The following is a 22,868-nucleotide window of genomic DNA, read 5'->3' on the forward strand; positions in this document are numbered from 1 at the left end:
GCAATTTCATATTGAAGAAAGACATTATCGGAAAAACCGATACCTCTACCTCAGCGCCCCCTAAGCGCCTGATGCGCCTGCGCAATCGCGATGAAATCCCGCGCCGTCTGGGACAGGGGGGAGCCCTTGCGCCACACGATTCCCACCTGGACCACGGGCAGCGCGCCCGAAACGTCGCGGGACTCGATCCGGTCGCCTTCCAGCGACCAGGGACGGTAGACGAGATCCGGCAGAAGCGACACGCCCGCGCCCGTCGCGACTAGGCTTCGGACCGCCTCGACCGACCGCGTGCGGAACGCGATCCGCGGCCGCCGCCCGAAGGCCGACAGAAGCTTCACCGTCTCCTCCTCGATCTCGTCGAGCGTGAGGACGATGAGCTTCTCCTGCGCGACGTCCGACAGCGAGATGCTCTCCTGCGAGGCCAGCGGATGCCCCAGCGGCAGCCAGAGCCGGTAGGGCGAGACGTCGAGGATCTCGGTCTGAAGCGCCATCCGGTCCCTCAGCGCGGTCGTCACCATCACCGCGACGTCAAGTTCCCCGCCGATCAGCAGGTGTTCCAGGTATTCCCCGGTATCCTCCGTCGCGGTCACCTCGACCTCGGGGTTGGCGCGCCGGAACTTCGCGAGGAGGTCGGACATGACATAACCCGCCATCAGCGAGGTGACGCCCAGTTGCAGCTTCCCCGTCAGCGCCCCTCCCGGCTTCTCGAACGCGCGGCGCGCGCCCGAGACGCTGGCAAGGATGCCGTTCGCATGCCGCAGGAACTGGTGCCCTTGCTGCGTCGTGGAAAGTCCCCGCGCGTGCCGGTCGAAGAGCTTCACGCCGAGGTCCGCCTCGAGGTGCTTCAGCGCCTCCGTGACCGCGGATTGCGAGATCGAGAGTTTCTGCGCGGCGAGACTGACCGATCCGTGTTCGGCCACCGCGACGAAGTACTGAAGCTGGCGCAGCGTGAAGGACATGGCCCCTATCTGGCACCAAGAACGCGCGCTTTCAAAGCGGGTTCGTCACTGGAAAGGATTGCTCGGATTGCCCTGCAGGACGTCCACGCAGTCGATCAGCGCCCGGATCGACGCCGAGGACCCCGCCAGCGAATAGCTCTGCACATCGTCGCCGCGGTCGTTCCTGAGGTAGAGGACATTGCCGCGCATCACCTCGGCCAGGAACCGAAGGCCAACGTCGGTGTCGGGGATGTCGAAAAGAACGCTTTGCATGTAGAGTTCTGCATTCGTCAGCGTCCATGGCGCACGGCGATCGATCTGGATTTCCAGGTCCGCGGATCCGCCGTCGAACTCCCAGATGTCGGAGTAGAACTGGAGCCGAACCATTTCACGTTCGTCGGACCAGATGGAAAAGCTTTCTCCTCCCTCCCGCACCTGCGCGACGCAGGCGATCGAGCCGTCGTCGAAGCCGACGATCTGAACTTCCCATGCCTTGTATTGAAAGACGATTTCCGAAACCGTTTCGGCCTTAAGGCCCAAAGGGGCCAAGGCAACGCAGACTGCAGCGATCAACCTGAAGAGCCGCTTCACCTCATGTCCTTTCCCTGGCCCCGGGCCTTGAAGTGTCGCGGATCGGTTCCGCGCGATCAACCCCGAAGGACTATTCCGCCCATTCCCAGGGCCGCGTGAAGTGACCGAGTTTCTCGCCCAGCGCCTTCTCGTCCACCTCGCCGGCGCGCCTCAGTTGCGCGACGAGGCCGCGCTTCTTGTCCTCGTAGACGGTTTCCACCCTTGCGCCGAACCCGGCCTCGGTCAGGACGGAGTCGTAGACCCTCTGGATCGCGAGCTTCCGCAATTCGTTCTTCAGGATCTTGCCCACAGCCGTCTTTGGAAGCTCGGGCAGGATCTCCACATGCTTCGGGATCGCGGCCCTTTCGTGGATGTGGTGGCGCGCGTGCTCCATCAATTCCTCCACCGTGACCGTCGCCCCCTTCACGAGTTCGACATAGGCGCAGGGCAACTCGCCCGCGAAGGCGTCGGGCTGGCCGATCGCGCCGGCGAAGGCCACCGCCGGATGCCGCACCAGCGCCTCCTCGATTTCGCCGGGGTCGATGTTGTGACCGCCCCGGATGATGAGGTCCTTGGCGCGCCCGGTGATCCAGAGGTATCCGTCCGAGTCCTTCCGCCCGAGGTCGCCCGTCCTCAGGAACCGCATCTCGGCGATCAGCCCGCGGTTCTTGTCGGGGTCGTGATAGGTCCCGCCCAGGTTGACGCCCGGACTCGCGATGCAGATCTCGCCCACCTCGTCGACGTCGCATTCCCGCTTGACGCTCCCGTCACCGTCAAGCGCGAGGATGCGCACGTCGGTATAGGGCGCGGGGATCCCGACGGAGCCCACCTTCTTCAACCCCTCCACCGGATTGAGGGAGACGAGGCAGGTCGCCTCGGTCAGCCCGTAGCCCTCCGCGATCTCGACGCCGGTGGCGGCCTTGAACCGGTTGTAAAGCTCGACCGGCAAGGGCGCCGAACCGGAGATCGCAGTCTTGAGCGAGGACACGTCCGCATCCACCGGCCGCTGCATCAGGGCCGATATCGCCGTCGGCACGGTGATGAGCAGCGTCACCTTCCACCGCTCGATCAGTTTCCAGAAATTGTCGAAGACCCCCTCACCCCGGTAGCCGGCTGGTGTCGGCAGCACCATGTGCGCGCCGGATGCGAGGCAGGACATGAGGATCGGATAGGCCGCGAAGACATGGAAAAGCGGCAGAGGACAGATCAGCACGTCGTCCCGGTCGATAAGCAGCCGATCACCCAGCCAGCCGTTGTAGATCATCCCCGACGCGCGGTGCAGCGCGATCTTCGGCAGGCCGGTCGTGCCGCCGGTGTGGAAATAGGCCGCGATACGGTCTTCCGTCTTGTCCTCGAAGGTCAGCCGGTCGGCCGGCATCTTCGCGCATTCAGCGTTGAAGTCGTAGATGTCCGCCCTGTGCTCGACCGGGTTCTTCGGCCGCAGGAACGGCACGATCCAACGCTTCGGCGCCGGCAGGTAGTGGTTCAGGTCCACCTCGACCACGGCCCTCACATTCGGCGCGAATTTCACCGCTTCCGCGGCCTTCTGCGCGATGTCGGTCTTCGGAAAGCTCTTGAGCGTCACGAGGACCTTGGCATTCGTCTGGCGCAGGATCGCGCTGATCTGTTCGGGTTCCAGAAGCGGGTTCACGGGGTTCACGATCCCCGCGACGGAACCGGCCAGAAGCGTCACGACCGTTTCGGTGGAGTTCGGGAGGAGGTAGGCGACAACATCCGTTTCGCGCACGCCAAGCTTGCGAAAGAGGTTCGCCGCCTGCGTCACGCGGCCGTGGAGCGCGTTCCAGGTCAGTGTCTCCGCCGGGGAATCGGGGGCCGAGAATATCTGGAACGACACGGCCGGATGCTGCCCGTGCCGGTCGCGCACCGAGGTCAGAAACTCGTAGATCGTGCGCGGAATCTGGCGTTCCGCCCAGGGCATCTCGTCCTCGACCGCATCACGGTCCGCGACGCTCGCGAATCTGCTCATTGACCACTCCTCCCCCCGTCGCCCCTTGCACGGGCGTTCGTTACGGCAAGGATGCGGTCAATCCGCCCGGCCCGCAAGCCTGCGCCGGGGTGCGGCGGGACCGCTGCGGCTCATTCCTCTTCCAGCAGTTCCGGCTCTTTCCGTGAATCCAGCACCAGTTCAAGAAAGACGAGGTCAAGCCACCGCCCGAACTTGGTGCCGACCTCCCTGAACAGGCCGACCCTTTCGAATCCCAGCGCCTCGTGGAGCCGGATGGAGGCTTCGTTGCTCGCCTCGATCCCGGCGATCATGGCGTGCTTGCCCAGCGCCCGCCCCCGCGGGATGAGCGCCCCGAGAAGCGTCCGGCCAATCCCGGCTCCACGCCGGTCGCTCCGGACGTAGACGGAATTCTCGACCGTGTGCCGATAACCGTCGAAGGCGCGCCAGTCGCCGAAGGAGGCGTATCCGACGACCTCTCCGCGGTCGTCGACGGCTACGAGGACGGGGTATCCGGCGCGCTGCCGCTCGGCGATCCATGCCGCCCGGTTCGCGTCATCCACGGTCCGCTCGTTCCAGATCGCGGTCGTGTTGATGACGGCGTCGTTGTAGATCGAAGCGATGGCCGCCGCGTCGCCCGGCCCCGCGTCCCTGATGATCATCCCGCCCCCAACGTCCCTGCCTGCGCGGCCTGTATCACTCCGCCGCCAGGCCCTCGGTGAACTGCAACCGCGCGAGCCGCGCATAAAGCCCGCCCTCGGCGACCAGCGCATCATGCGTGCCTTCCGCGACGATACGTCCGTGATCGAAGACCACGATCCGGTCAGCCCGCTTCACCGTGGCAAGGCGGTGCGCGACGATCAGCGTCGTCCGGTCGGCGGACAGCCGGTCCACCGCCTCCTGCACCGCGCGCTCGCTTTCGGCATCGAGCGCCGAGGTCGCCTCGTCCAGAAGCAGGATCGGCGCGTCGCGCAAGATCGCCCGCGCGATGGCGATGCGCTGCTTCTGGCCACCCGACAGCATCACGCCACGCTCGCCGACATAGGTGTCGTAGCCCTGCGGCAGGGACGTCAGGAACTCGTGCGCGGCGGCGGCCCTGGCGGCTTCCTCCACCTCCGCGTCCGTCGCCTCGGGTCTGCCGAAACGGATGTTTTCGCGCGCGGAGGCGGCGAAGATCACCGGGTCCTGCGGAACGAGAGCGATCGCCCGGCGGAAATCGTCCCGCGCCAGGTCGCGAAGGTCCATGCCGTCGATCGTGACCCGGCCCTGCTCGGGGTCGTAGAAACGCAGGAGAAGCTGGATGATGGTGGTCTTGCCCGCGCCCGACGGGCCGACGAGCGCGATGGTTTCCCCCGCCTTTACCTTCAGGTCGACACCGTCCAGGGCCGCATGTTCCGGCCGCGCCGGGTAGTGAAAGCGGACGCCCTCGAACCCGATCTCGCCCTTCGCGGGTCGGGGCAGCGCCAGGGGCTTCGCCGGGTCGTTGACCGAGTCCCCGGCCGACAGAAGCTCCACCAGCCGCTCCGTCGCCCCCGCCGCGCGCTGAAGCTCGCCCCATATCTCCGACAGGGCGCCCACGGAGCCGGCGACCATCACCGCGTAGATGACGAACTGCACGAGTTCGCCGGGCGTCATGACATTCTCCCGCACGTCCCGCGCGCCGACCCATAGAACACCCACGACGCCCGCGAAGACGAGGAAGATGACGATGATCGTCATCACTGCCCGCGTGCCAACACGCTTGCGAGCCGCTTCGTAGGATTTCTCCGTGACCGTGCCGAAGCTCTCCCGGCTCGCGTCCTCATGGGTGAAGGCCTGAACCGTCTGGACAGCGAGAAGCGATTCCGATGCCGAGCCCGAGGAGGCCGCGATCCAGTCCTGGTTCTCGCGGCTCAGCGCACGCAGCCGGCGCCCCAGCACCACGATCGGCACGATCACCGCCGGCACGATCAGGAGGACGAGCCCCGTCAGCTTCGCCGAGGTGAGGAGCATCAGTGCCATGCCCCCGATGAGGATGAGCACGTTCCGGAGCGCGACCGAGACGGAGGACCCGATGACCGACTGAATCAGCGTCGTGTCGGTCGTGATGCGGCTGATCACCTCGCCCGTCATCACCTTCTCGAAGAAGGCAGGCGACAGGCCGATGACCCGGTCGAAGACCGCGCGGCGGATGTCCGCCACGACCCGTTCGCCAAGCCGCGTGACGAGGTAGTAGCGAAGCCCGGTCCCGAGCGCGAGAAGCGCCGCGACCGCGAGCGCCGCCCCGAAATACTGGTCGAGGAGTTCCGCCCCCGCGCCGAATCCGTCGACCACGCGGCGGACCGCCATCGGCAGGACGAGGCTGATCGTCGCGGTCAGCGTCAGCGCGAAGCCCGCGGCTACGACCAGCTTCCGATAGGGAGCAACGAACGGGAACAGCGCGCGCAGCGCCCCCACCCGCTTCGACGAAGCTCTATCCTCGCTCCCAGCCACTTCCGGTCTTCGCGCCATGGCGTCCCCTTTTCCACGTCCCGAAGGGGTTTAGGGGCAGTGGCACGTCAGGGCAAGCGGCGCTTTGGCGCAGCGGCCGATCACACTCAAGGTTCGGAGGCTGGAGCGGGTAGCGGGAATCGAACCCGCACCTGGAGCTTGGAAGGCTCTCATGATACCATTTCACCATACCCGCACGAGGCTTGAGGTAAGCGAAACTCGGTCGCAGGTCAAGAAAGCGCGGCCGCGTTTTTTCGGTTTCGGGAGCGGTCCGGAAAGTCCCGTGCGGACGCGACCCGACGGGCGTTCTGCGCCGGGCCTTGCCTTGCTTCGTATGTCCCGGCCCGCCGTCAGATGGGCTCGATCAGCCCCGCCCCCTCCGCGCGGTTGGAATTCACCTTTGTCCCGACCCGGTGCCAGGTCAGCACCCCCTCCGCCGCGGGCTTCATCAGGAGGGCGGCACCCTTTCCCTCCTCGCCGAGCCACTTGCCCCAATCCTCCCTCTCGAGGACCAGGGGCTCGCGGTTGTGGATTGAGGACATGCCGGGGCCCGCCTCGCAGGTCACGATCGCGCAGGTCGTGAGGCTTTCGCCCTCCCTCTCCCAATCCTGCCAGATCCCGCCGAAGACCATCGGCTCCCCATCCGCCCGGCGGATGAACCAGGGCAACGGCTGCTTGCCCTCCTCCCGCGTCCATTCATAGAACCCGTCCGAGGGCACAAGGCAGCGCCTCTCCCGGCAGGCCGCCCGGAACGCCGGCTTGTCCGCCACCGTTTCCGACCGCGCGTTGATCAGGAGGGGGCCATCCGTCGGTGTCTTGTACCAGTGTGGCAGGAACCCCCATCGCATCCCGCGAAGACGTCGCCCGCCCTTACCGGCGGTGCAGACGGCGATCGTCTGCGTCGGGCAGACGTTGAACCTTTCGCCCCCCGGCACGTCGTTGCCCGGCACGGCCTCGAATAGCCGTGCCATCGCCTCGGGCGGCAGTGTGATCGCGAAACGTCCGCACATGAGGTGGAGGATAGCCTCCCCCGCTTCCCGCGCAAGCCGGGGGAATTGGCGCGAGCGCCCGGTTCAGGCCCGGTGTTCGCCCTTCGCCTTGCGCCCGGTGATCATGGCGTGCACGAGGTTTTCCCCGTGGCGCAGGCTCGACAACGCGACGCCTGCGACGTGCAGGACGACGAGCGCCAGCGCGACAGAGACCAGAGCTTCATGGGCCTCTTCTACCCAACTCTCGCCGAAATAGGCGTCCATGCCCATCATCACGCCGGTCGCGCAGATTCCCGCAAGGATCGTCAGCAGCGCGATGATCATCGCGCCGCCCGCCGGGTTGTGTCCCAGATACCGCGCCTCCACCCCGCGGATCATGTCGCGGAGATATCCAAGAAAGCGGCGCGGGCCGGGGACGAAATCGGTGAAACGCGCGTGGCGCGTGCCGATTACCCCCCAGACCAGGCGAAACGCCACCAGCCCCGCGACGGCGTAGCCGAATGCCTCATGCAGGTCGCGCGGCCTCTCGATCAGATACGCAGCGACGAAGCAGGTCACCAGCGCCCAGTGGAAGAGGCGCACCCCGAGATCCCAGACGCGGACGGATTTCGATTCGTTCGGAACGGCCATGATGCGCCTCCTCTGTCCAGGGAATATCGATCAGTCTTCGATGCGCTCGATCTCTTCGCCCGTCTTCGGCTCGAAGAAGACCTCGTACTTGGCGCCATCGACCTTGCCGTAGATCTCGTAGCAGCCGCCGTCGTTGATCTTGAACGCCACGACCTGGCCGCCCTGCTCCTCGAAGGACTTGATGGCTTCCCAAACCGGCGCCGGGGCGTCGGTGGCTTCGCAGCTCGGCTCGGCAAGCGCGGGCACGGCAACGGCGGCGAAGGCGGTGGCGATCAGAAGTCTTTTCATTGTGTCACTCCGTTTGGTCGCGCCGGCCACATGCCGGCAACGCCCCGGACCTAGCCCCTTCCGCGCTGCGCCAACCATGCACCAAGGGTTTATTCGGCGCCGCGTAAACCGAGGGTTAGGCGTCTGTAACTTGAGTTCCATGCGCCAAGGAAAAAGGGCGCGCCGTCCAGCGCGCCCTTCTCTGGCCGATGCGGCCTTCTGGATCTATCCACTATTCCTTCTTCGAAATCCGGCCGTCGAGATAGGGCGTGTAGGGGCCCGCCGCGGCCAGGTATTCCGCCGTCACATCCGCGAGGTCCGGGCCGAAGTCATAGACATCGGTCGCCTCGGTCGCGAACATGCTGTAGCCGTCGCCGCCGTTGCGGACGAAGTTGTTCGACACGACGCCATAGACCGTATCGGGCTCGATCGGCTGCGCCTGCCCGTCCACCATGACGCTGACAGAGACGATGCGGCTGCCCGGTTCGGCCGCCGGATCCCAGACGAACGACAGGCCCGCGACCTGCGGGAAGCGGCCGGCGCCCTCCTCGACCTGGCTCACGCCGTTCTCGAGCGCCGCGACGATCGTCGAACCCTTGACGTGGAACGTCGACAGCGTGTTCTGGAACGGCAGGACCGTCAGCACCTCGCCCATCGTGACCGGACCCGCGTCAATGGAGGCGCGCAGACCCCCGCCGTTCTGGATCGCGATCTGGATGCCCTGACCCTTGACCCGGTCGAGCATCGCGTCGGCGACGAGGTTGCCCATTTCGCATTCCATCGCCCGGCAGTTCTCGCGGCTGCCGTCGATTTCCTCGGAGCTTTCGGCCACGACCTTCTGGCGGATCTCGTCGAGGGGCTGCGCGAGTTCCTGGACCCGCGCCGAGGTCGCCTCGTCCTGCGCCACGGCCGCGTCGAGGATCAGCGGCTCGCCCGTCGCCTCGGTCACTTCGCCCGCGTCGTTGAACGTGACGTTCAACTCGCCCAGGAACTTGCCATAGGCATAGGCCTGCACGATCGCGGTCGCGCCCACCATCGTCGGGTAGGGACCGGCGGCATTCTCGGCCGTGTTCGACAGAAGTGTGTGCGAGTGCCCGCCCACGATCACGTCGACGCCCGTCGCCTCTGCCGCGATGCGCTTGTCCACCTCGTAGCCCGAATGGCTGAGCACGATGATCTTGTTCACGCCCTCGGCCGTCAGCTTATCGACCTCTGCCTGAACGGCCCCCACCGGGTCCGTGAAGGTGATGTTCTTGCCCGGCGAGGATATCTCGGGCGTGTCGACGGGTGTCAGGCCGATCAGGCCAAGCTTTTCTCCGCCGCGCTCGATGACGACGGATTTCTGGATCGCGCCCGACAACAGACCCTCGGCCGAGACGTCGGCGTTCGACATGAGGATGGGGAACTGCACCGTGTCCATGAAGCCGCGGAGCGTTTCCGGCCCGTCGTCGAATTCGTGGTTGCCCACGGTCATCGCGTCATAGCCCATCTTGTTCATGAACTCGGCCGAGGCCGCGCCCTTGTAGTAGGTGTAGAACAGCGTGCCCTGGAACTGGTCGCCGCCATCGAGAAGGATGCTGTTGTTGCTGCGTGCGCGGGCGTCGTTGATCGCGGTCACGAGCCGTGCCGTGCCGCCGAAGCACTTGCCCTCGGCGGCGTCCTCATCGCCACAGGCCGAGTCGAATCTCGAAATCTGTTCGAAACGCGCGTGGAAATCATTCGTGTGCAGGATCGTCAGGGAATAGTCCGCCGAGGCGGCTCCGGCGGAAAGCGCCAGTGCGCCGACGGATGCAAGAAGCCGGGACTTCATGGGAAACTCCTTTCTGGGCCAGATGACGATAGATTGCGGCCACTTCCGCATTGAGTCAAAGGCCGCGCTTCCGTGACCTAACGGCACGTTGTCACAGACCTATGACGCACCGCCGCGCGGCCGGGATTGACCGAAGGGCCCGGAGCGGGCATGTGACGCCCATGCTGATCTACAAGATCTTCCGCCGCCCCGAATGGGATGCGTTCCGCGCCGCCGGCCAGACCCTCGGCGCACCCGTCGACCTTTCCGACGGGTTCATCCATTTCTCCACCGCGCAGCAGGTGACGGAAACCGCGGCGAAGCACTTCGCCAGCGAAAGCGATCTCGTCCTCGTCGCCTTCGACAGCACGCGCCTCGGTCCCGAGCTGCGGTGGGAGCCGTCGCGCGGCGGACAGCTCTTTCCGCATCTCTACCGGCCGCTCAGCCTCGACGAGGTCGTCTGGGACAAGTCGCTGCCGCTCGGGGCCACGGGCCACATCTTTCCAGAGGGCGTTCCATGAGCCTGCCCGAGCAACTCGGCCTTGCCGCGCTGCGTCGTGTCGATCCGGAAAAGGCGCATGGCCTCGCCATACGCGCGCTGCGCATGGGCCTCGTGCCGTTGCCCGGCCCGGTGACCTCGCCGCGTCTCGCGACCAAGCTCTGCGGCCTGTCGCTGCCGAACCCCGTGGGGCTTGCCGCGGGCTTCGACAAGAACGCGGAGGCCGTCGCGCCATTGATGCGCGCGGGCTTCGGCTTCATCGAGGTGGGCGCGGCGACGCCCCGCCCGCAGCCCGGAAACCCCCGCCCGCGCCTCTTCCGGCTGACCGAGGACCGCGCCGCGATCAACCGCTTCGGCTTCAACAACGAGGGGATGGAGGCGATCGCCTCGCGCCTGGAGCGGCATCCGCAGGGCATCCCCGTGGGCCTCAACCTCGGCGCCAACAAGGACAGCACCGACCGCGCGGCCGATTTCGCCGCGGTTCTGGCACACTGCGGTCCGCACGTTGACTTCGCCACGGTCAACGTGTCCTCGCCGAACACGGAGCGTCTGCGCGACCTGCAGGGCAAGGAGGCGCTGAGCGGTCTGCTTGCCGGTGTGCTGTCCGTGCGCGACGGTCTGGAACGCCGAATCCCGGTCTTCCTGAAGATATCGCCCGACCTGTCCGAGGCGGAGCTTGCCGACATCGCGGAGATCGCGCTGACCTCCGGCATCGACGCCGTGATCGCCACCAACACGACGCTCTCGCGCGAGGGCCTCGCGAGCCGTCATCGCGGCGAGGCAGGAGGGCTTTCGGGCGCGCCCCTGTTCCAGAAATCCACGCGGGTTCTGGCACGTCTGTCCGCGATGACCGAGGGCCGGCTGCCGATTGTCGGCGTGGGCGGCATTGCCTCGGCAGAGGACGCCTATGCGAAGATCCGTGCGGGGGCCACGGCGGTGCAGCTTTACACGGGCCTCGTCTATGGCGGGCTGTCGCTCGCGGCCCGCATCGCGAAGGGGCTTGATACGCTCCTCGCCCGCGACGGCTTCGCTTCGGTCGCCGATGCGGTGGGCTCCGGCAGGGAGGCATGGCTGTGACCGTCACGATCTGGCACAACCCGCGCTGCACGAAATCGCGCGAGACGCTCGCGCTTCTCGAGGCGCGCGGCATCGCGCCCGAGGTGCGGCTCTACCTCAAGGACCAGCCCAGCGCCGAGGAGATCACCGAGGCGCTTCAGCTTCTCGGCCAGCCGGCCATAGCGCTCGTGCGGACGAAGGAAGCGGCCTTCCGGGACCTCGGCCTGACGAAGGACGCGCCCGACGCCACCCTCATCGCGGCGATGGCGGAGCATCCGGTTCTGATCGAACGTCCAGTGGTCTTCGCGAACGGCAAGGCGGCGCTCGGCCGTCCGCCGGAGGCCGTGCTGGAAATCCTCTGAACTCGAGACCGTGCAGAGTTCAGGCGGGCGAAGCCTCCGCTGCCGCCAGTCTCTCCGCCCGCGGGTAGCGCAGCGCCATCGTCACGCCGCGCGCCGAGTTGAGCACCATGAGCGCGGCCCAGAGCCCGTGGTTGCCGAAGACCGGCAGCAGGGCCACCAGCGCCACGACGTAGATCGCGACCGAAACGAGCATCGCGTTTCGCATGTCCCGCGTCATCGTCGCGCCAATGAAGATGCCGTCTAACATCCAGCTGGCGATACCGATCACCGGCGCCGCGACGATCCAGGGCAGGTAGAGGCGCGCGGCGGACTGCACCTCGGGCGCCTTCGCCATGAGGTCGATCAGCAGAGGCCCAAGGACGAGGAAGCCGAGGCTCAGGACCACCGCGCCGCCGACACCCCATTGCGAGGTCATGACGGAGGCCCGCCGCACCTGCATCGCCGCCCGCGCACCCACGGCCTGACCGACAAGCGACTCCGCCGCGAAGGCGAACCCGTCGAGCGCGTAGGCGGTGATCTGGAGGAACTGGATCAGCACCTGGTTGGCGGCAAGCGTCACGTCGCCGAAATGTGCGCCGAGGAAGATGAAGGCGGTGAAGCTGCCTTGGAGGAGTACGGACCGCAGCATGATGTCGCCGTTCACGCGCATCATCCGGGCGATCCGCGCCCGGTCGAAGATCCGCGCCCAGTCGTGCCACTCCTCCCCCGCGAAGGCCGCGCGGCAGAGCCAGAGGCCGAGCGCGAGGCTCGTCCACTCCGCGATCAGGGTGGCGATGGCGACGCCCTCCACCCCCCAGCCGAGGCCAAGCACGAACCAGATGTCGAGCGCGACGTTAAGCCCGTTCATCCAGAGTTGCAGCACCAGCACGCCGCGCGTCCGTTCAATCGCGATGAGCCAGCCGGTCACGGCGTAAAGCGCGATGGTCGCCGGAGCTCCCCAGATGCGGATCGAGAGATAGCTGCGTGCAAGCGTCTCGACCTCCTCGGAGGCCGGGGCGATCGCGAAGGCGGCGGCGAAAAGCGGGAGTTGCAGGAGGATGAACAGGAGCCCCGCCGCCCCGCCGACGAGAAGCGCGCGCATCAAGATCGCGCCGGTCTCCCGTCCGTCGCCGGCGCCATGCGCCTGCGCGACGAGCCCCGAAGTTCCCATCCGGAGAAAGCCGAAGGCCCAGTAGATCGTCGTGAGGATCACCGCGCCGATCCCCACCGCGCCGATGGGAGCGGCCTCCCCCAGCTGGCCGACGACGCCGGTATCCACCGCGCCTAGGATCGGCACCGTCGCGTTCGAAAGGACGATGGGCCCCGCGATCCTCAGGACGCGGGCGTGCGTTATCTCACGCATCGTTGCGCGGCATCAGGAAATGCCCGGTGCCCTGCGCAAACAGGCGGGACCGGTTGTCCTGCCAGGCCTCCACGTGGACGCTTGCGTAGCGGCGGCCGGAACGGTTCACGCGCGCCCTTGCATAAGCGTCGCGCGGCAGCCCGGAGCGGAGGTAGTCCACGGTGAAGTCGATGGTCTTCGGCAGCCGAGGCAGGTGCATCGGGTCGAGCGTCGCGAGGTCGAGCCGGCCCGTTTCCATCTCTTCCCAAAGGAGCGACCACGACAGTTCGATGATCGCGGTTACCTCCAGAAAGGCGGCCGTGACGCCGCCGTGGATCGCGGGCAGGATCGGATTGCCGATGAGCTTGTCGTCGAAGGGCAGGACTGCCGTCAGCTCGTCCCCCCTGCGGTCGAACTCGATGCCCAGGAACTGGATGTAGGGGACCCCGTGGACGAGGGCGCGGAGCGCGGCGTCGCGCCTCTGCTTCACGATCTGCACGGGCTCGGGGCGCGGGCGGCTCATTCCTTCATCTCCTTCGCGCCTTCGACGGTGAAGGCGCCGGTCGCGGTTGCGACGGGCCGCGAGGCGTCCTCGTCATGCGCGGTCGCGCGGACGAAGGCCACCGAACGGGTGACATGGTAGCATTCGGCGCGCGCCGTGATCCTCTGGCCCGGCGTCGCCGGGCGCATGTAGTCGATCCGGAGGTCGATCGTCGCCGTGCCGTTCGGCCCGGACGGATGGCTCATCACGGATGCGCCCCCGCAGGTGTCCATCAGCGCCGAGACCGCGCCACCGTGAATCACGCCGGTCTGCGGGTCGCCGACGAGCCTGAGGTCATAGGGCATGGAAATCACCGCGACCCCGTCACCGAGTTCTTCCAGCTGCATGCCGAGGGCCCGGGAATGCGGGATCGCCTCGATGAACTTGCGGGCCGCCTTCGTCCGCTCGTCTTCCACGTGCCGTTCCCCCGTTCGCCGCCAATCGATCGCGTTCTTTTTCTGGCGCGACGCCGGCCGCTTAGCAAGGGGAAGGCGCCGATTGACGGGGAATTGCGCCGCACCTTCGCGGGCACTAGTGTTGCGCCCGAGGGAGCGCGATGGCCGAACAGATACTCAGCTTCAAGGAGATGTGCGCGCGTTTCGACGTCACGCCGCGAACGCTGCGCTATTACGAATACATCGAGCTTCTCGAGCCGCGGAAGGACGGGCGCAGCCGTCTCTACGGTCCCCGCGAGATCGCGCGGATGACGCTCATCCTGCGCGGCCGCCGCTTCGGCTTTTCGCTGGAGGATATCCGGCAGTGGCTTCTTCTGTACGACGCGAAGGGTACGCGTGAGCAGTACCAGGTCTGGATCGGAATGGCGGACCGGCAACTGAAGGAACTGGAACGCCAGCGCGACGAACTCGACGCCGCGATACGGGACCTGAGACGGCTGCGGGACGAGACTGAAGCGACGCTTCAATCACAGCCCTGAATCCCTGATTCCAAGCGATTTTCACCTTTTCCGGCGCTCAGATTCTTGCGCGGTTCGTCGCGGTGTTTTCGCGAAAATTTCGCCCAGTGCCTCGTGACGCCACGTCACGTTGACGTGCACGTAAACTTTGCTTGTATCGTATGATCGAGTGCCCAATCTGCGGCTCAGTGCAAACGACCGTTTCATGAAAGGCAGCATCATGAATGATGCCCTGATGACGATACGAGAGATGTGCGACGCCTTCGACGTGACGCCGCGCACGCTCCGCTTCTACGAGGCAAAAGAGCTTCTTTCCCCGATCCGCGAAGGCCAGAAGCGCCTCTTCACCCGCCGAGACAGGGCGCGGCTGAAGCTGATCCTGCGCGGCAAGCGCTTCGGCTTCTCGCTGGAGGACATCCGCCAGCTTCTCGATCTCTATGACATGGGCGACCAGCAGCAGACACAGCTGACGCGCACGGTCGAAGTCGCGCGGCAACGCCTGGCCGAGATGCGTGCCCAGCATGAGGAGCTGGGAAAGGCCATCGCCGAGCTCACCGACCAGATCCAATGGGGCGAAAAGGTCATCGCCGAAATGAAGAAGCAGACCGCCGCCTGACGACAAGAACGGAGCAGGACATGCCAAGCTACACCGCCCCCGCGAAGGACATTCAGTTCATCCTGCACGATGTGCTGAACGTGACCGAAAGCGGAATCCCCGGCTACGAGGAGCTTGCGCAGGACTTCACCGCGGCGGTCATCGACGAGGCCGGCAAGCTCGCCTCCGAGGTTCTCGCGCCCCTGAACGCGGTGGGCGACAAGGAGGGATGCCGGCTGGAGAACGGCATTGTCTACACGCCCGAGGGCTTCAAGGAGGCATTCGACCGGGTCAGGGAGGGTGGCTGGAACGGGCTCGACCTGCCCCCCGAATACGGCGGCCAGGGCCTGCCCTACCTCATGGGCACGGCCGTGGGCGAGATCTTCGTCTCGGCCAACATGGCGTTCAACACCTACCAGGGCCTGACCCACGGCGCGATCGGCGCGATCCTCGCCCATGGGACAGACGAGCAGAAGGCCACCTACCTGCCGAAGATGGTCAGCCTCGACTGGACCGGCACCATGAACCTGACCGAGCCCCATGCCGGCACCGACCTCGGCATCATGCGGACGAAGGCAGAGCCGCAGGGCGACGGGACATACAGCATCACCGGGCAGAAGATCTTCATCTCCGCCGGCGACCACGACCTGTCGGAGAACGTGATCCACCTCGTCCTCGCGAAGGCGCCGGGCGGCGGCGAGGGGACGAAGGGCATTTCTCTCTTCATCGTGCCGAAGTTCCTCGTGATGGAGAATGGCTCCCCTGGGCGGCGGAACGCCGTCTCGGTCGGCAAGATCGAGGACAAGATGGGCATCCACGGCAGCGCCACCTGCGTGATGAACTACGACGGCGCGACGGGCTATCTGCTCGGAGAGCTTCACGGCGGCATGAAGGCCATGTTCACGATGATGAACGAGGCGCGGCTCGGCGTCGGCCTTCAGGGCTATGCCGTGGCGGAAGCCGCCTACCAGAATGCCGTCGCCTATGCCAAGGACCGCCTGCAGGGCCGCGACGTGACCGGGGCGAAGAACCCCGACGGCCCCGCCGACCCGATCATCGTCCACCCGGACGTGCGGCGGAACCTGTTGGACCAGAAGAGCTTCGTCGAAGGCGCCCGCGCCTTCACCTACTGGGGCGCCTCGCTGATCGACAAGGCGCGCCGCGCCGACGACGCGGCGGCCGAGGGGCTGATCTCTCTCCTGACGCCGGTCATCAAGGGGTTCCTTACCGACAAGGGCTTCGAGGCGACGGTCGGGGCGCAGCAGGTCTACGGCGGGCATGGCTACATCGAGGAATGGGGGATGAGCCAGTTCGCCCGCGATGCCCGGATCCCGATGATCTACGAGGGCGCGAACGGCGTGCAGGCGCTCGACCTCGTCGGACGGAAGCTCGCCGCGGATGGCGGCAAGCATGTCATGGCCTTCTTCGAGATCGTGAAGACCTTCATCAGGGAAAACGACGGCGACGAGGCGCTGAAGGCAGGGTTCCTCGACCCCCTCAAGGCGGCGTCGAAGGACCTTCAGGCGGCGAGCATGTTCTTCGTGCAGGAGGGGATGAAGAACCCCAATGCCGCGCTCGCGGGGTCCTACGACTTCATGCACTTGATGGGGCATGTGTGCCTCGGCCTGATGTGGGCGCGGATGGCAAGGGCCGCGATGGCGGCGCTGGCCGCGGGCGCGCCGGACCGGCCCTTCCACGAGGCGAAGATCGCGACGGGGCGCTACTACATGGCGCGGCAATTGCCCGCGACGAAGATGCACCTCGCCCGCATCCAGTCCGGCGCGGAACCGGTCATGGCGCTCGACGAGGTCGATTTCTGAGGTAGCCTTGCAGCGGATGCCCGACGCGCCAGACGGAGGGCCAGGGAGGACAAGATGGCCATGAAGCTCCACTGTTTCGGCGAGAGCGGAAACGCCTACAAGGCGGCACTGACCCTCAGCATCGCAGGGCTGGAATGGGAGCCGGTCTTCGTCGACTTCTTCCAGGGCGCGACGCGCAGCCCCGAATTCCGCGCCCTGAACGAGATGGGCGAGGCGCCCGTGCTGGTTGCGGACGACGAGGTTCTGACCCAGTCGGGCGTCATCCAGTATTTCGTCGTGGAGAAGACCGGGAAACTCGGCGGCGCGACGCCGCGGGAAGAACGCGAGGTCCTGCGCTGGATTCTCTGGGACAATCACAAGATGTCCTCACAGGCCGGCACGCTGCGGTTCCTCATGAACTTCGTGCCGGAAGAGAAACGCCCGGCAGAGGTGATCCGCTGGCTCTCCGGGCGCCTCAAGGCGGCGCTGGAGGTCCTCGACCGGCACCTCGAGGGGCGCGACTGGATCGTCGGTGCCGGACCGACGATCGCCGACATGGCCTGCTGCGGCTATCTCTACTACCCCGAACCCTTCGGCTTCGACCGGAAGGACTGGCCGAACATCGACCGCTGGCTCGACCGCATCGCGGCCCTGCCCGGCTGGAAGCACCCTTATGACATGATGCCCGGCCGCCCCTCGGACCGGGCATGACGGAGGAGAGCATGACCGAAGCCTATATCTACGACGCCGTCCGCTCCCCCCGCGGCAAGGGCCGCGCCGATGGCGCGCTGCACGAGGTCACCTCGGTCGCGCTTTCGGCGAAGATCCTGAACGCCGTGAAGGAGCGCAACGGGCTCGACGGCCACGCGGTCGAGGACGTGATCTGGGGCAACGCCACGCAGGTCGGCGAACAGGGCGGCTGCCTCGCTCGGTCCGCGGTCTTGCTGTCCGACCTTGACGAAAGCATCCCCGGCCTGTCCATCAACCGTTTCTGCGCGTCGGGGATGGAGGCGGTGAACCTTGCGGCGAACCAGGTGAGGGGCGGCGCGGGATCGGCCTACATCGCGGGCGGGGTGGAAATGATGAGCCGGGTCACGATGGGTTCTGACGGCGCGGCGATCGCGGTCGATCCGAGCATCGCGATGAAAACCTACTTCATTCCACAGGGCATCTCGGCCGACCTCATCGCCACCGAATACGGCTTCACCCGGGACGAGGCCGACGCGCTCGCCGTCGAAAGCCAGCGCAGGGCCGCGGCGGCGTGGGAGGACGGGCGCTTCGCGAAATCCATCGTCCCGATCCGCGACCAGAACGGCCTCGCGATCCTCGACCGCGACGAATACATGCGGCCGGGCACCGACATGCAGGCCCTTGGCGCGCTGAAGGCGTCCTTCAAGGATATGGGCGAAACGATGCCCGGCTTCGACAAGGTTGCGCTGATGAAATACCCGCACCTCGAACGAATCCGCCACATCCACCACGCGGGCAATTCCTCGGGGATCGTGGATGGCGCTGCGGCCCTCCTGATCGGGAACAAGGAATTCGGGGAGGCGCACGGCCTCGAGCCGCGCGCCCGGATCAGGGCCACGGCGAAGATCGGGACCGATCCGACGATCATGCTGACGGGCCCCGTTCCGGTCACCGAGAAGATCCTGAAGGAGTCGGGGATGTCGATCTCCGACATCGACCTCTTCGAGGTGAACGAGGCCTTCGCGGCGGTCGTCCTGCGCTTCCTGCAGCGTTTCGACGTGCCCGCCGACAAGGTCAACGTGAACGGAGGCGCCATCGCGATGGGCCATCCGCTGGGCGCGACCGGTGCGATCATCATCGGCACGCTCCTCGACGAACTGGAACGAACCGGCAAGGGCACGGGCCTCGCGACGCTGTGCGTCGCGTCCGGCATGGGTGCCGCAACGATCATCGAGAGGATATGATGGGTATCATCGACCAGTCCAGGATCGCGCCGCGCACCGGCTCGATCTATCCCGAGCCTTACGCGTCGCAGATGAATGGCCGCTCCTCGCTGCGCCTTGGCGACGCGGGCGGGCTCACGCAGTTCGGGGCGAACCTGATCATCCTCGAGCCCGGCGCGAAAAGCTCGCTCCGCCACTGGCACAAGAACGAGGACGAGTTCGTCATGGTGACGGAGGGCGAATGCGTCCTCGTCCAGGACGAAGGCGAATTCGTGATGCGGCCGGGCGACTGCGCCGCCTTCCCGGCCGGAGACCGGAACGGGCATCACTTCATCAACCGCAGCGACCGCGAGGCGCGTTTCCTCGTCGTCGGGACGCGCTCGAAGCACGAAATCGCGACCTATTCCGACGTTGACCTGGTGGTGGAAATCACGGACGGAAGGGCCCGGTTCACACACAAGGACGGCCGGGACTACGAGGCCCCGTGATGCCGAAGGTCGCTTCTGCCGGCTTCGTGGAGGAACCGGACCCCGTCCATCCGGTGCTGGGCGGCGGGACGGGACCCTATTCGTTCCGGCTGCTCTCGGACCCCGGTGGACTGACGCAGTTCGGCGCCTTCATCGAGGAGCTGCCGCCCGGCTCCCGCTCGGGGCGGCGACACTGGCACGAGACGGAGGACGAGATGATCTACGTCCTGTCGGGCGAAGTCGTGCTGGTCGAGGATGCCGAGACGGTCCTGCGGGCGGGCGACGCCGCCGCCTGGCCTGCGGGATCGCCCGTCGGCCACCGGCTGGACAACCGGTCGGACCGGCCCGCGCGCTACCTCGTCATCGGCGCGAGGAACGAACGCGACACCATCCATTACCCCGATCACGACCTGATCACGCACAAGGACGGCACCGCCCGGCGCTATCTTCGCAGCGACGGAACCGAACACGCCCGGAGGAGGACGAAATGACCGAATTCCATTACGCGAAAGATCCGGACGGCATCGCCACGATCACCTGGGACGTTCCGGGCAAGTCGATGAACGTCATGTCCTTCGAGGGTCTCGCCGAACTCGATGAATGCATCGACAGGGCTCTGGCCGACGCAGCCGTCAAGGGCGTGATCATCACCTCGGGCAAGAAGGACTTCGCGGGGGGGATGGATCTCAACATCCTCGCCCGGATGAGGGATGAGGCAGGTGAGAACCCGGCCCAGGGCCTCTTCGACGGCATCATGCGGATGCACGGGCTTCTGAGGAAGATCGAGCGCGCCGGAATGGACCCGAAGACGCTGAAGGGCGGCAAGCCGGTCGTCGCGGCGCTTCCGGGCACGGCCGCCGGGATCGGGCTCGAGGTGCCTCTGGCCTGCCACCGGATCATCGCGGCGGACAACCCGAAGGCCAAGATCGGTCTGCCGGAGATCATGGTGGGCCTCTTCCCGGGCGCGGGCGGCACGACGCGGCTCGTCCGCAAGCTCGGGCCGATGGCGGCGGCTCCCTTCCTTCTGGAAGGCAAGATGCAGGAGCCGAAGAAGATGAAGGCCGCCGGCGTCGTCGACGAGGTCGTGCCCGCCGGTGAGCTTCTCGCCCGCGCGAAGGAATGGGTGCTTTCGGCGAAGGACGCCGACCTCGTGAAGCCCTGGGACCAGAAGGGCTACAAGATGCCCGGCGGCGCACCCTATCATCCGGCAGGCTACATGACCTTCGTCGGCGCGAACGCCATGGTCATGGGCCGGACGATGGGCGTCTACCCGGCGGCGAAGGCGCTGCTGAGCGCGGTCTACGAAGGCGCGCTCGTCCCCTTTGACGCCGCCTTGAGGGTCGAGGCGCGCTGGTTCGTCAACGTGCTGATGAACCCCTCCTCCTCCGCGATGATCCGATCGCTCTTCATCAACAAGGAGGCGCTTGAGAAGGGCGCGAACCGTCCCTCGGTGCCCGACCAGTCCGTCAAGAAGGTCGGCGTCCTCGGTGCCGGGATGATGGGGGCCGGGATCGCCCATGTCTCGGCCAGTGCGGGGATCGAGGTGGTCCTCATCGACGCGACGCAGGAGGCAGCCGACCGGGGCAAGGCGCATTCCGAGGCGCTGCTGGACAAGGGCATGAAGCGCGGCAAGGTCACGGCGGAGAAGAAGGAAGAGGTCCTGTCCCGCATCAGCGCGACGACGGATTACGCCGCGCTCGAGGGCTGCGACCTGATCGTGGAAGCCGTCTTCGAGGACCCGAAGGTGAAGGCCGAGGTAACGGCAAGGACCGAGGCCGTTGTCGGCGCGGACTGCATCTTCGCCACCAACACCTCGACGCTGCCGATCACTGAACTCGCCAGGGCGTCGAAGCGGCCGGACCAGTTCATCGGCATCCATTTCTTCTCGCCCGTCGACAAGATGATGCTTGTCGAGATCATCAGGGGCGCCGAGACCGGCGACACGGCGGTTGCCAAGGCGCTCGACTTCGTCCGCCAGATCCGCAAGACGCCGATCGTGGTGAACGACGCGCGGTTCTTCTACGCGAACCGCTGCATAATCCCCTACATCAACGAAGGCATCCGGATGGTGAGGGAAGGCGTCGCCCCGGCGCTAATCGAGAACGCGGCGAAGCTTGTCGGCATGCCGCTCGGGCCGCTGCAACTCGTGGACGAGACCTCGATCGACCTCGGCGTGAAGATCGCCAAGGCCACCAGGGCCGCGATGGGCGACACCTACCCTGACGGCGAGGTGGACGAGGTGCTGTTCTGGATGGCGGACGAAGGTCGTCTTGGGCGCAAGGCCAATGCGGGCTTCTACGCCTATGACGAGGCAGGCAAGCGGATCGGCCTTTGGGAGGGGCTGTCCGCGAAATACGCCGAAGCCGCCGAACAGCCCGACCTTTCGGAGGTCAAGCACCGGCTTCTCTTCTCGCAAGTGCTCGAAGCGGTGCGCGCGCTGGAAGACGGGGTCCTGACCGACATACGCGAGGGCGACGTGGGCGCAATCCTCGGCTGGGGCTTCGCGCCCTGGTCCGGCGGGCCGTTCTCCTGGCTCGACATGCTTGGGGCGGAGCGCGCGGTGAACCTTTGCAGCGGGCTTGCGGCGAAGTTCGGTCCCCGCTTCGCGGCGCCGGATCTCCTGCGCGAGATGGCCGCGAGAGGCGAGAGCTTCTACGGCCGCTTCGGCGCCGGAAAGAAGGCGGCCTGACCGTCGAGAGCTAGTCGTCGCCGGCCCGGTCGCGCCTGCGGATCTCGACCCGCTTCATGAGAAGCCTCCGCGCCAGAGCGGGGTCGATGTCACGCCTTTCGGTCCCGACGATCCGCAGCAGAAGAACCAGACCGTCCAGTCGATCCATGACCTCCGCCGCGCGCGCCTGGTGCCAGGCCAGCGCCGCGTCATGGAGCCGACCGAGCGTCTCGTCCCGCAGCAGCTCCGCCAGCGCCGCCTGCAAGTCCGGCAGGTGCCGCAGGATCGACGTTTCCTTGACCGTGTTGAAGTTCCGGTCAACCCAGTAGCCGATGTCGATCGGCTTGCTCGCCCGGTTCGGCAACCCCCGTTCTGACTTGACGAGGAACGACATGGCCGACTTGACCGAGTAATGGTTGAGGCAGGCAAGCTCCATTCCGGCGGCCTGCCCGTAGGTGATTACGGCCTCGTCCAGAAATTCGGGGCCAAGGCGTTGGCCCGAACCGTTGGCCCAGACCGGCTCCCGCTTTCCCTTCGCGCGGTCCTTCGGCCGGTGCACGCCGAGCTTCCTGTAAAGCCCGTTGTTGCGGAACAGGGTCTTGATCTGGCTCGCCTGCCAGGGCGCGTGGCAGGGGAACGGCGCGGCGCGGGTGAATTGCCCGATCACCGGAAGGTCGCACTGATCCACGACCCCGTTCGATCCGAAGAGCCGCCATGTCAGCGCGATCGCGTCGGCATCGGGCACGGCCGCGACCAGATCCTCGATCCGCCCGTTCCCGGCCTTGACGTTCACGAACTCGTCCACGTCGCTGACGAGGATCCAGTCCGCCGTCTCGGTCACCGGGTGCTTTCGCGCGAGGTCGAGCGCCGTCCACTGGACACCCTTCCGCGTCACCTTGTCGTTGCGGACATGGGTGACGAGCCCCACCTCCTCCAACCGGTCGAGCATCGCGTCGGTTCCGTCGGAACAGTCGTTCGAGAATGCCAGGAAATGATCCACACCGATCATTCGGTGGTAGGCGACCCACTCCAGCAGGTAGGGTGCTTCATCCCGCATGGCGGTGACGATCAGCGTTGTCACGAAGACCTCCTCGCGGCGGGACCCGGGCGCTAGGGCAG

At 66.5% G+C, this 22,868-nt stretch carries 24 protein-coding genes and 1 tRNA gene; 11 read left to right on the forward strand and 14 right to left on the reverse strand.

Features of this window, described 5'->3' with window-relative positions; translation table 11 throughout:
- Window positions 1–50 precede the first annotated feature (50 nt).
- From ABCN56_RS15540 to ABCN56_RS15585, 10 genes are all read right to left on the reverse strand, one after another.
- A complete protein-coding gene (locus ABCN56_RS15540; RefSeq protein WP_343081734.1) occupies window positions 51–959 on the reverse strand; it encodes a LysR family transcriptional regulator in 909 nt (302 codons plus the stop codon).
- Between the two features lie 45 nt (window positions 960–1,004).
- Window positions 1,005–1,529 carry a hypothetical protein gene (locus ABCN56_RS15545; protein ID WP_343081735.1) on the reverse strand — a complete coding sequence of 175 codons (525 nt, stop codon included), beginning with the start codon at window positions 1,527–1,529 and terminating at the stop codon, window positions 1,005–1,007.
- Window positions 1,530–1,599: 70 nt separating this feature from the next.
- Window positions 1,600–3,495: an acyl-CoA synthetase gene (locus ABCN56_RS15550; RefSeq protein WP_343081736.1), complete on the reverse strand. Its 1,896-nt coding sequence runs from the start codon at window positions 3,493–3,495 to the stop codon at window positions 1,600–1,602.
- Window positions 3,496–3,605: 110 nt separating this feature from the next.
- Complete coding sequence (locus ABCN56_RS15555) at window positions 3,606–4,133, reverse strand: GNAT family N-acetyltransferase (protein ID WP_343081737.1); 528 nt, start codon at window positions 4,131–4,133, stop codon at window positions 3,606–3,608.
- Between the two features lie 34 nt (window positions 4,134–4,167).
- The gene (locus ABCN56_RS15560) at window positions 4,168–5,961 is read right to left on the reverse strand and encodes an ABC transporter transmembrane domain-containing protein (protein WP_343081738.1); all 1,794 of its coding nucleotides are present in this window, start codon (window positions 5,959–5,961) and stop codon (window positions 4,168–4,170) included.
- A gap of 101 nt (window positions 5,962–6,062) precedes the next feature.
- A tRNA-Gly gene (locus ABCN56_RS15565) sits at window positions 6,063–6,136 on the reverse strand.
- A gap of 154 nt (window positions 6,137–6,290) precedes the next feature.
- Window positions 6,291–6,950, reverse strand: coding sequence for an SOS response-associated peptidase (locus ABCN56_RS15570; RefSeq protein WP_343081739.1), 660 nt, complete (start codon window positions 6,948–6,950; stop codon window positions 6,291–6,293).
- 63 nt (window positions 6,951–7,013) lie between these two features.
- On the reverse strand, window positions 7,014–7,559 hold the full coding sequence (locus ABCN56_RS15575; protein ID WP_343081740.1) for a cytochrome b/b6 domain-containing protein: 546 nt from the start codon (window positions 7,557–7,559) through the stop codon (window positions 7,014–7,016).
- A 30-nt stretch (window positions 7,560–7,589) separates the two neighbouring features.
- Window positions 7,590–7,847 carry a PepSY domain-containing protein gene (locus tag ABCN56_RS15580; RefSeq protein WP_343081741.1) on the reverse strand — a complete coding sequence of 86 codons (258 nt, stop codon included), beginning with the start codon at window positions 7,845–7,847 and terminating at the stop codon, window positions 7,590–7,592.
- A gap of 211 nt (window positions 7,848–8,058) precedes the next feature.
- Window positions 8,059–9,636 (reverse strand): bifunctional metallophosphatase/5'-nucleotidase, encoded by a 1,578-nt coding sequence (locus tag ABCN56_RS15585; RefSeq protein WP_343081742.1) that lies wholly within the window; start codon window positions 9,634–9,636, stop codon window positions 8,059–8,061.
- A 161-nt stretch (window positions 9,637–9,797) separates the two neighbouring features.
- Between ABCN56_RS15585 and ABCN56_RS15590 the strand changes: the two genes are divergently transcribed.
- The 3 genes from ABCN56_RS15590 to arsC are packed head-to-tail and all read left to right on the forward strand — an operon-like array spanning window position 9,798 to window position 11,532.
- Window positions 9,798–10,136: a DUF952 domain-containing protein gene (locus ABCN56_RS15590; RefSeq protein WP_343081743.1), complete on the forward strand. Its 339-nt coding sequence runs from the start codon at window positions 9,798–9,800 to the stop codon at window positions 10,134–10,136.
- On the forward strand, window positions 10,133–11,191 hold the full coding sequence (locus ABCN56_RS15595; RefSeq protein ID WP_343081744.1) for a quinone-dependent dihydroorotate dehydrogenase: 1,059 nt from the start codon (window positions 10,133–10,135) through the stop codon (window positions 11,189–11,191). Before ABCN56_RS15590 ends, ABCN56_RS15595 begins: the two co-directional genes overlap by 4 nt.
- Entirely contained in the window at window positions 11,182–11,532 is a 351-nt protein-coding gene (gene arsC, locus ABCN56_RS15600) for an arsenate reductase (glutaredoxin) (protein ID WP_343081745.1), read from the forward strand. The genes ABCN56_RS15595 and arsC overlap by 10 nt, the downstream gene beginning before the upstream one ends.
- 19 nt (window positions 11,533–11,551) lie before the next feature.
- Here the strand turns inward: arsC and ABCN56_RS15605 are convergent, their stop codons facing one another.
- From ABCN56_RS15605 to ABCN56_RS15615, 3 genes are read right to left on the reverse strand one after another with little or no spacing between them, the layout of a single operon-like run.
- A complete protein-coding gene (locus tag ABCN56_RS15605) occupies window positions 11,552–12,874 on the reverse strand; it encodes an MATE family efflux transporter (protein ID WP_343081746.1) in 1,323 nt (440 codons plus the stop codon).
- The gene (locus ABCN56_RS15610; protein ID WP_343081747.1) at window positions 12,867–13,376 is read right to left on the reverse strand and encodes a PaaI family thioesterase; all 510 of its coding nucleotides are present in this window, start codon (window positions 13,374–13,376) and stop codon (window positions 12,867–12,869) included. The genes ABCN56_RS15605 and ABCN56_RS15610 overlap by 8 nt, the downstream gene beginning before the upstream one ends.
- Entirely contained in the window at window positions 13,373–13,810 is a 438-nt protein-coding gene (locus ABCN56_RS15615) for a PaaI family thioesterase (protein ID WP_343081748.1), read from the reverse strand. The genes ABCN56_RS15610 and ABCN56_RS15615 overlap by 4 nt, the downstream gene beginning before the upstream one ends.
- A gap of 140 nt (window positions 13,811–13,950) precedes the next feature.
- Here ABCN56_RS15615 and ABCN56_RS15620 point away from each other — a divergent pair, with 140 nt between their 5' ends.
- The 8 genes from ABCN56_RS15620 to ABCN56_RS15655 all read left to right on the forward strand — a co-directional run bounded on the left by ABCN56_RS15620 (window position 13,951) and on the right by ABCN56_RS15655 (window position 21,770).
- Window positions 13,951–14,328: a MerR family transcriptional regulator gene (locus ABCN56_RS15620; protein WP_343081749.1), complete on the forward strand. Its 378-nt coding sequence runs from the start codon at window positions 13,951–13,953 to the stop codon at window positions 14,326–14,328.
- A gap of 199 nt (window positions 14,329–14,527) precedes the next feature.
- Window positions 14,528–14,923, forward strand: coding sequence for a MerR family transcriptional regulator (locus ABCN56_RS15625; RefSeq protein WP_343081973.1), 396 nt, complete (start codon window positions 14,528–14,530; stop codon window positions 14,921–14,923).
- A 20-nt stretch (window positions 14,924–14,943) separates the two neighbouring features.
- Window positions 14,944–16,722, forward strand: coding sequence for an acyl-CoA dehydrogenase C-terminal domain-containing protein (locus ABCN56_RS15630; RefSeq protein WP_343081750.1), 1,779 nt, complete (start codon window positions 14,944–14,946; stop codon window positions 16,720–16,722).
- A gap of 54 nt (window positions 16,723–16,776) precedes the next feature.
- On the forward strand, window positions 16,777–17,412 hold the full coding sequence (locus tag ABCN56_RS15635) for a glutathione S-transferase family protein (protein ID WP_343081751.1): 636 nt from the start codon (window positions 16,777–16,779) through the stop codon (window positions 17,410–17,412).
- Between the two features lie 11 nt (window positions 17,413–17,423).
- A complete protein-coding gene (locus tag ABCN56_RS15640; RefSeq protein WP_343081752.1) occupies window positions 17,424–18,635 on the forward strand; it encodes an acetyl-CoA C-acetyltransferase in 1,212 nt (403 codons plus the stop codon).
- Window positions 18,635–19,102, forward strand: coding sequence for a cupin domain-containing protein (locus tag ABCN56_RS15645; RefSeq protein ID WP_343081753.1), 468 nt, complete (start codon window positions 18,635–18,637; stop codon window positions 19,100–19,102). Before ABCN56_RS15640 ends, ABCN56_RS15645 begins: the two co-directional genes overlap by 1 nt.
- Window positions 19,102–19,572, forward strand: coding sequence for a cupin domain-containing protein (locus tag ABCN56_RS15650; protein WP_343081754.1), 471 nt, complete (start codon window positions 19,102–19,104; stop codon window positions 19,570–19,572). The genes ABCN56_RS15645 and ABCN56_RS15650 overlap by 1 nt, the downstream gene beginning before the upstream one ends.
- Window positions 19,569–21,770, forward strand: a complete 2,202-nt coding sequence (locus ABCN56_RS15655) for a 3-hydroxyacyl-CoA dehydrogenase NAD-binding domain-containing protein (protein WP_343081755.1) — start codon at window positions 19,569–19,571, stop codon at window positions 21,768–21,770. The genes ABCN56_RS15650 and ABCN56_RS15655 overlap by 4 nt, the downstream gene beginning before the upstream one ends.
- A gap of 10 nt (window positions 21,771–21,780) precedes the next feature.
- Here ABCN56_RS15655 and ABCN56_RS15660 read toward each other — a convergent pair whose 3' ends face one another.
- The gene (locus ABCN56_RS15660; RefSeq protein WP_343081756.1) at window positions 21,781–22,830 is read right to left on the reverse strand and encodes a glycosyltransferase family 2 protein; all 1,050 of its coding nucleotides are present in this window, start codon (window positions 22,828–22,830) and stop codon (window positions 21,781–21,783) included.
- Between the last annotated feature and the right edge of the window lie 38 nt (window positions 22,831–22,868).

The organism is Ostreiculturibacter nitratireducens, assembly GCF_032670585.1.
Classification (GTDB): Bacteria; Pseudomonadota; Alphaproteobacteria; order Rhodobacterales; family Rhodobacteraceae; genus Ostreiculturibacter; species Ostreiculturibacter nitratireducens.

Bases quoted from the DNA above. Each gene is read 5' to 3' on its own strand.
- ABCN56_RS15625 (WP_343081973.1), top strand. From the start codon at position 14,528: ATGAATGATGCCCTGATGACGATACGAGAGATGTGCGACGCCTTCGAC.
- arsC (WP_343081745.1), top strand. From the start codon at position 11,182: ATGGCTGTGACCGTCACGATCTGGCACAACCCGCGCTGCACGAAATCG.
- ABCN56_RS15605 (WP_343081746.1), bottom strand. From the start codon at position 12,874: ATGCGTGAGATAACGCACGCCCGCGTCCTGAGGATCGCGGGGCCCATC.
- ABCN56_RS15575 (WP_343081740.1), bottom strand. From the start codon at position 7,559: ATGGCCGTTCCGAACGAATCGAAATCCGTCCGCGTCTGGGATCTCGGG.
- ABCN56_RS15640 (WP_343081752.1), top strand. From the start codon at position 17,424: ATGACCGAAGCCTATATCTACGACGCCGTCCGCTCCCCCCGCGGCAAG.
- ABCN56_RS15655 (WP_343081755.1), top strand. From the start codon at position 19,569: ATGACCGAATTCCATTACGCGAAAGATCCGGACGGCATCGCCACGATC.
- ABCN56_RS15560 (WP_343081738.1), bottom strand. From the start codon at position 5,961: ATGGCGCGAAGACCGGAAGTGGCTGGGAGCGAGGATAGAGCTTCGTCG.
- ABCN56_RS15630 (WP_343081750.1), top strand. From the start codon at position 14,944: ATGCCAAGCTACACCGCCCCCGCGAAGGACATTCAGTTCATCCTGCAC.
- ABCN56_RS15645 (WP_343081753.1), top strand. From the start codon at position 18,635: ATGGGTATCATCGACCAGTCCAGGATCGCGCCGCGCACCGGCTCGATC.
- ABCN56_RS15555 (WP_343081737.1), bottom strand. From the start codon at position 4,133: ATGATCATCAGGGACGCGGGGCCGGGCGACGCGGCGGCCATCGCTTCG.
- ABCN56_RS15570 (WP_343081739.1), bottom strand. From the start codon at position 6,950: ATGTGCGGACGTTTCGCGATCACACTGCCGCCCGAGGCGATGGCACGG.
- ABCN56_RS15540 (WP_343081734.1), bottom strand. From the start codon at position 959: ATGTCCTTCACGCTGCGCCAGCTTCAGTACTTCGTCGCGGTGGCCGAA.
- ABCN56_RS15580 (WP_343081741.1), bottom strand. From the start codon at position 7,847: ATGAAAAGACTTCTGATCGCCACCGCCTTCGCCGCCGTTGCCGTGCCC.
- ABCN56_RS15585 (WP_343081742.1), bottom strand. From the start codon at position 9,636: ATGAAGTCCCGGCTTCTTGCATCCGTCGGCGCACTGGCGCTTTCCGCC.
- ABCN56_RS15610 (WP_343081747.1), bottom strand. From the start codon at position 13,376: ATGAGCCGCCCGCGCCCCGAGCCCGTGCAGATCGTGAAGCAGAGGCGC.
- ABCN56_RS15620 (WP_343081749.1), top strand. From the start codon at position 13,951: ATGGCCGAACAGATACTCAGCTTCAAGGAGATGTGCGCGCGTTTCGAC.
- ABCN56_RS15550 (WP_343081736.1), bottom strand. From the start codon at position 3,495: ATGAGCAGATTCGCGAGCGTCGCGGACCGTGATGCGGTCGAGGACGAG.
- ABCN56_RS15590 (WP_343081743.1), top strand. From the start codon at position 9,798: ATGCTGATCTACAAGATCTTCCGCCGCCCCGAATGGGATGCGTTCCGC.
- ABCN56_RS15650 (WP_343081754.1), top strand. From the start codon at position 19,102: ATGCCGAAGGTCGCTTCTGCCGGCTTCGTGGAGGAACCGGACCCCGTC.
- ABCN56_RS15595 (WP_343081744.1), top strand. From the start codon at position 10,133: ATGAGCCTGCCCGAGCAACTCGGCCTTGCCGCGCTGCGTCGTGTCGAT.
- ABCN56_RS15635 (WP_343081751.1), top strand. From the start codon at position 16,777: ATGGCCATGAAGCTCCACTGTTTCGGCGAGAGCGGAAACGCCTACAAG.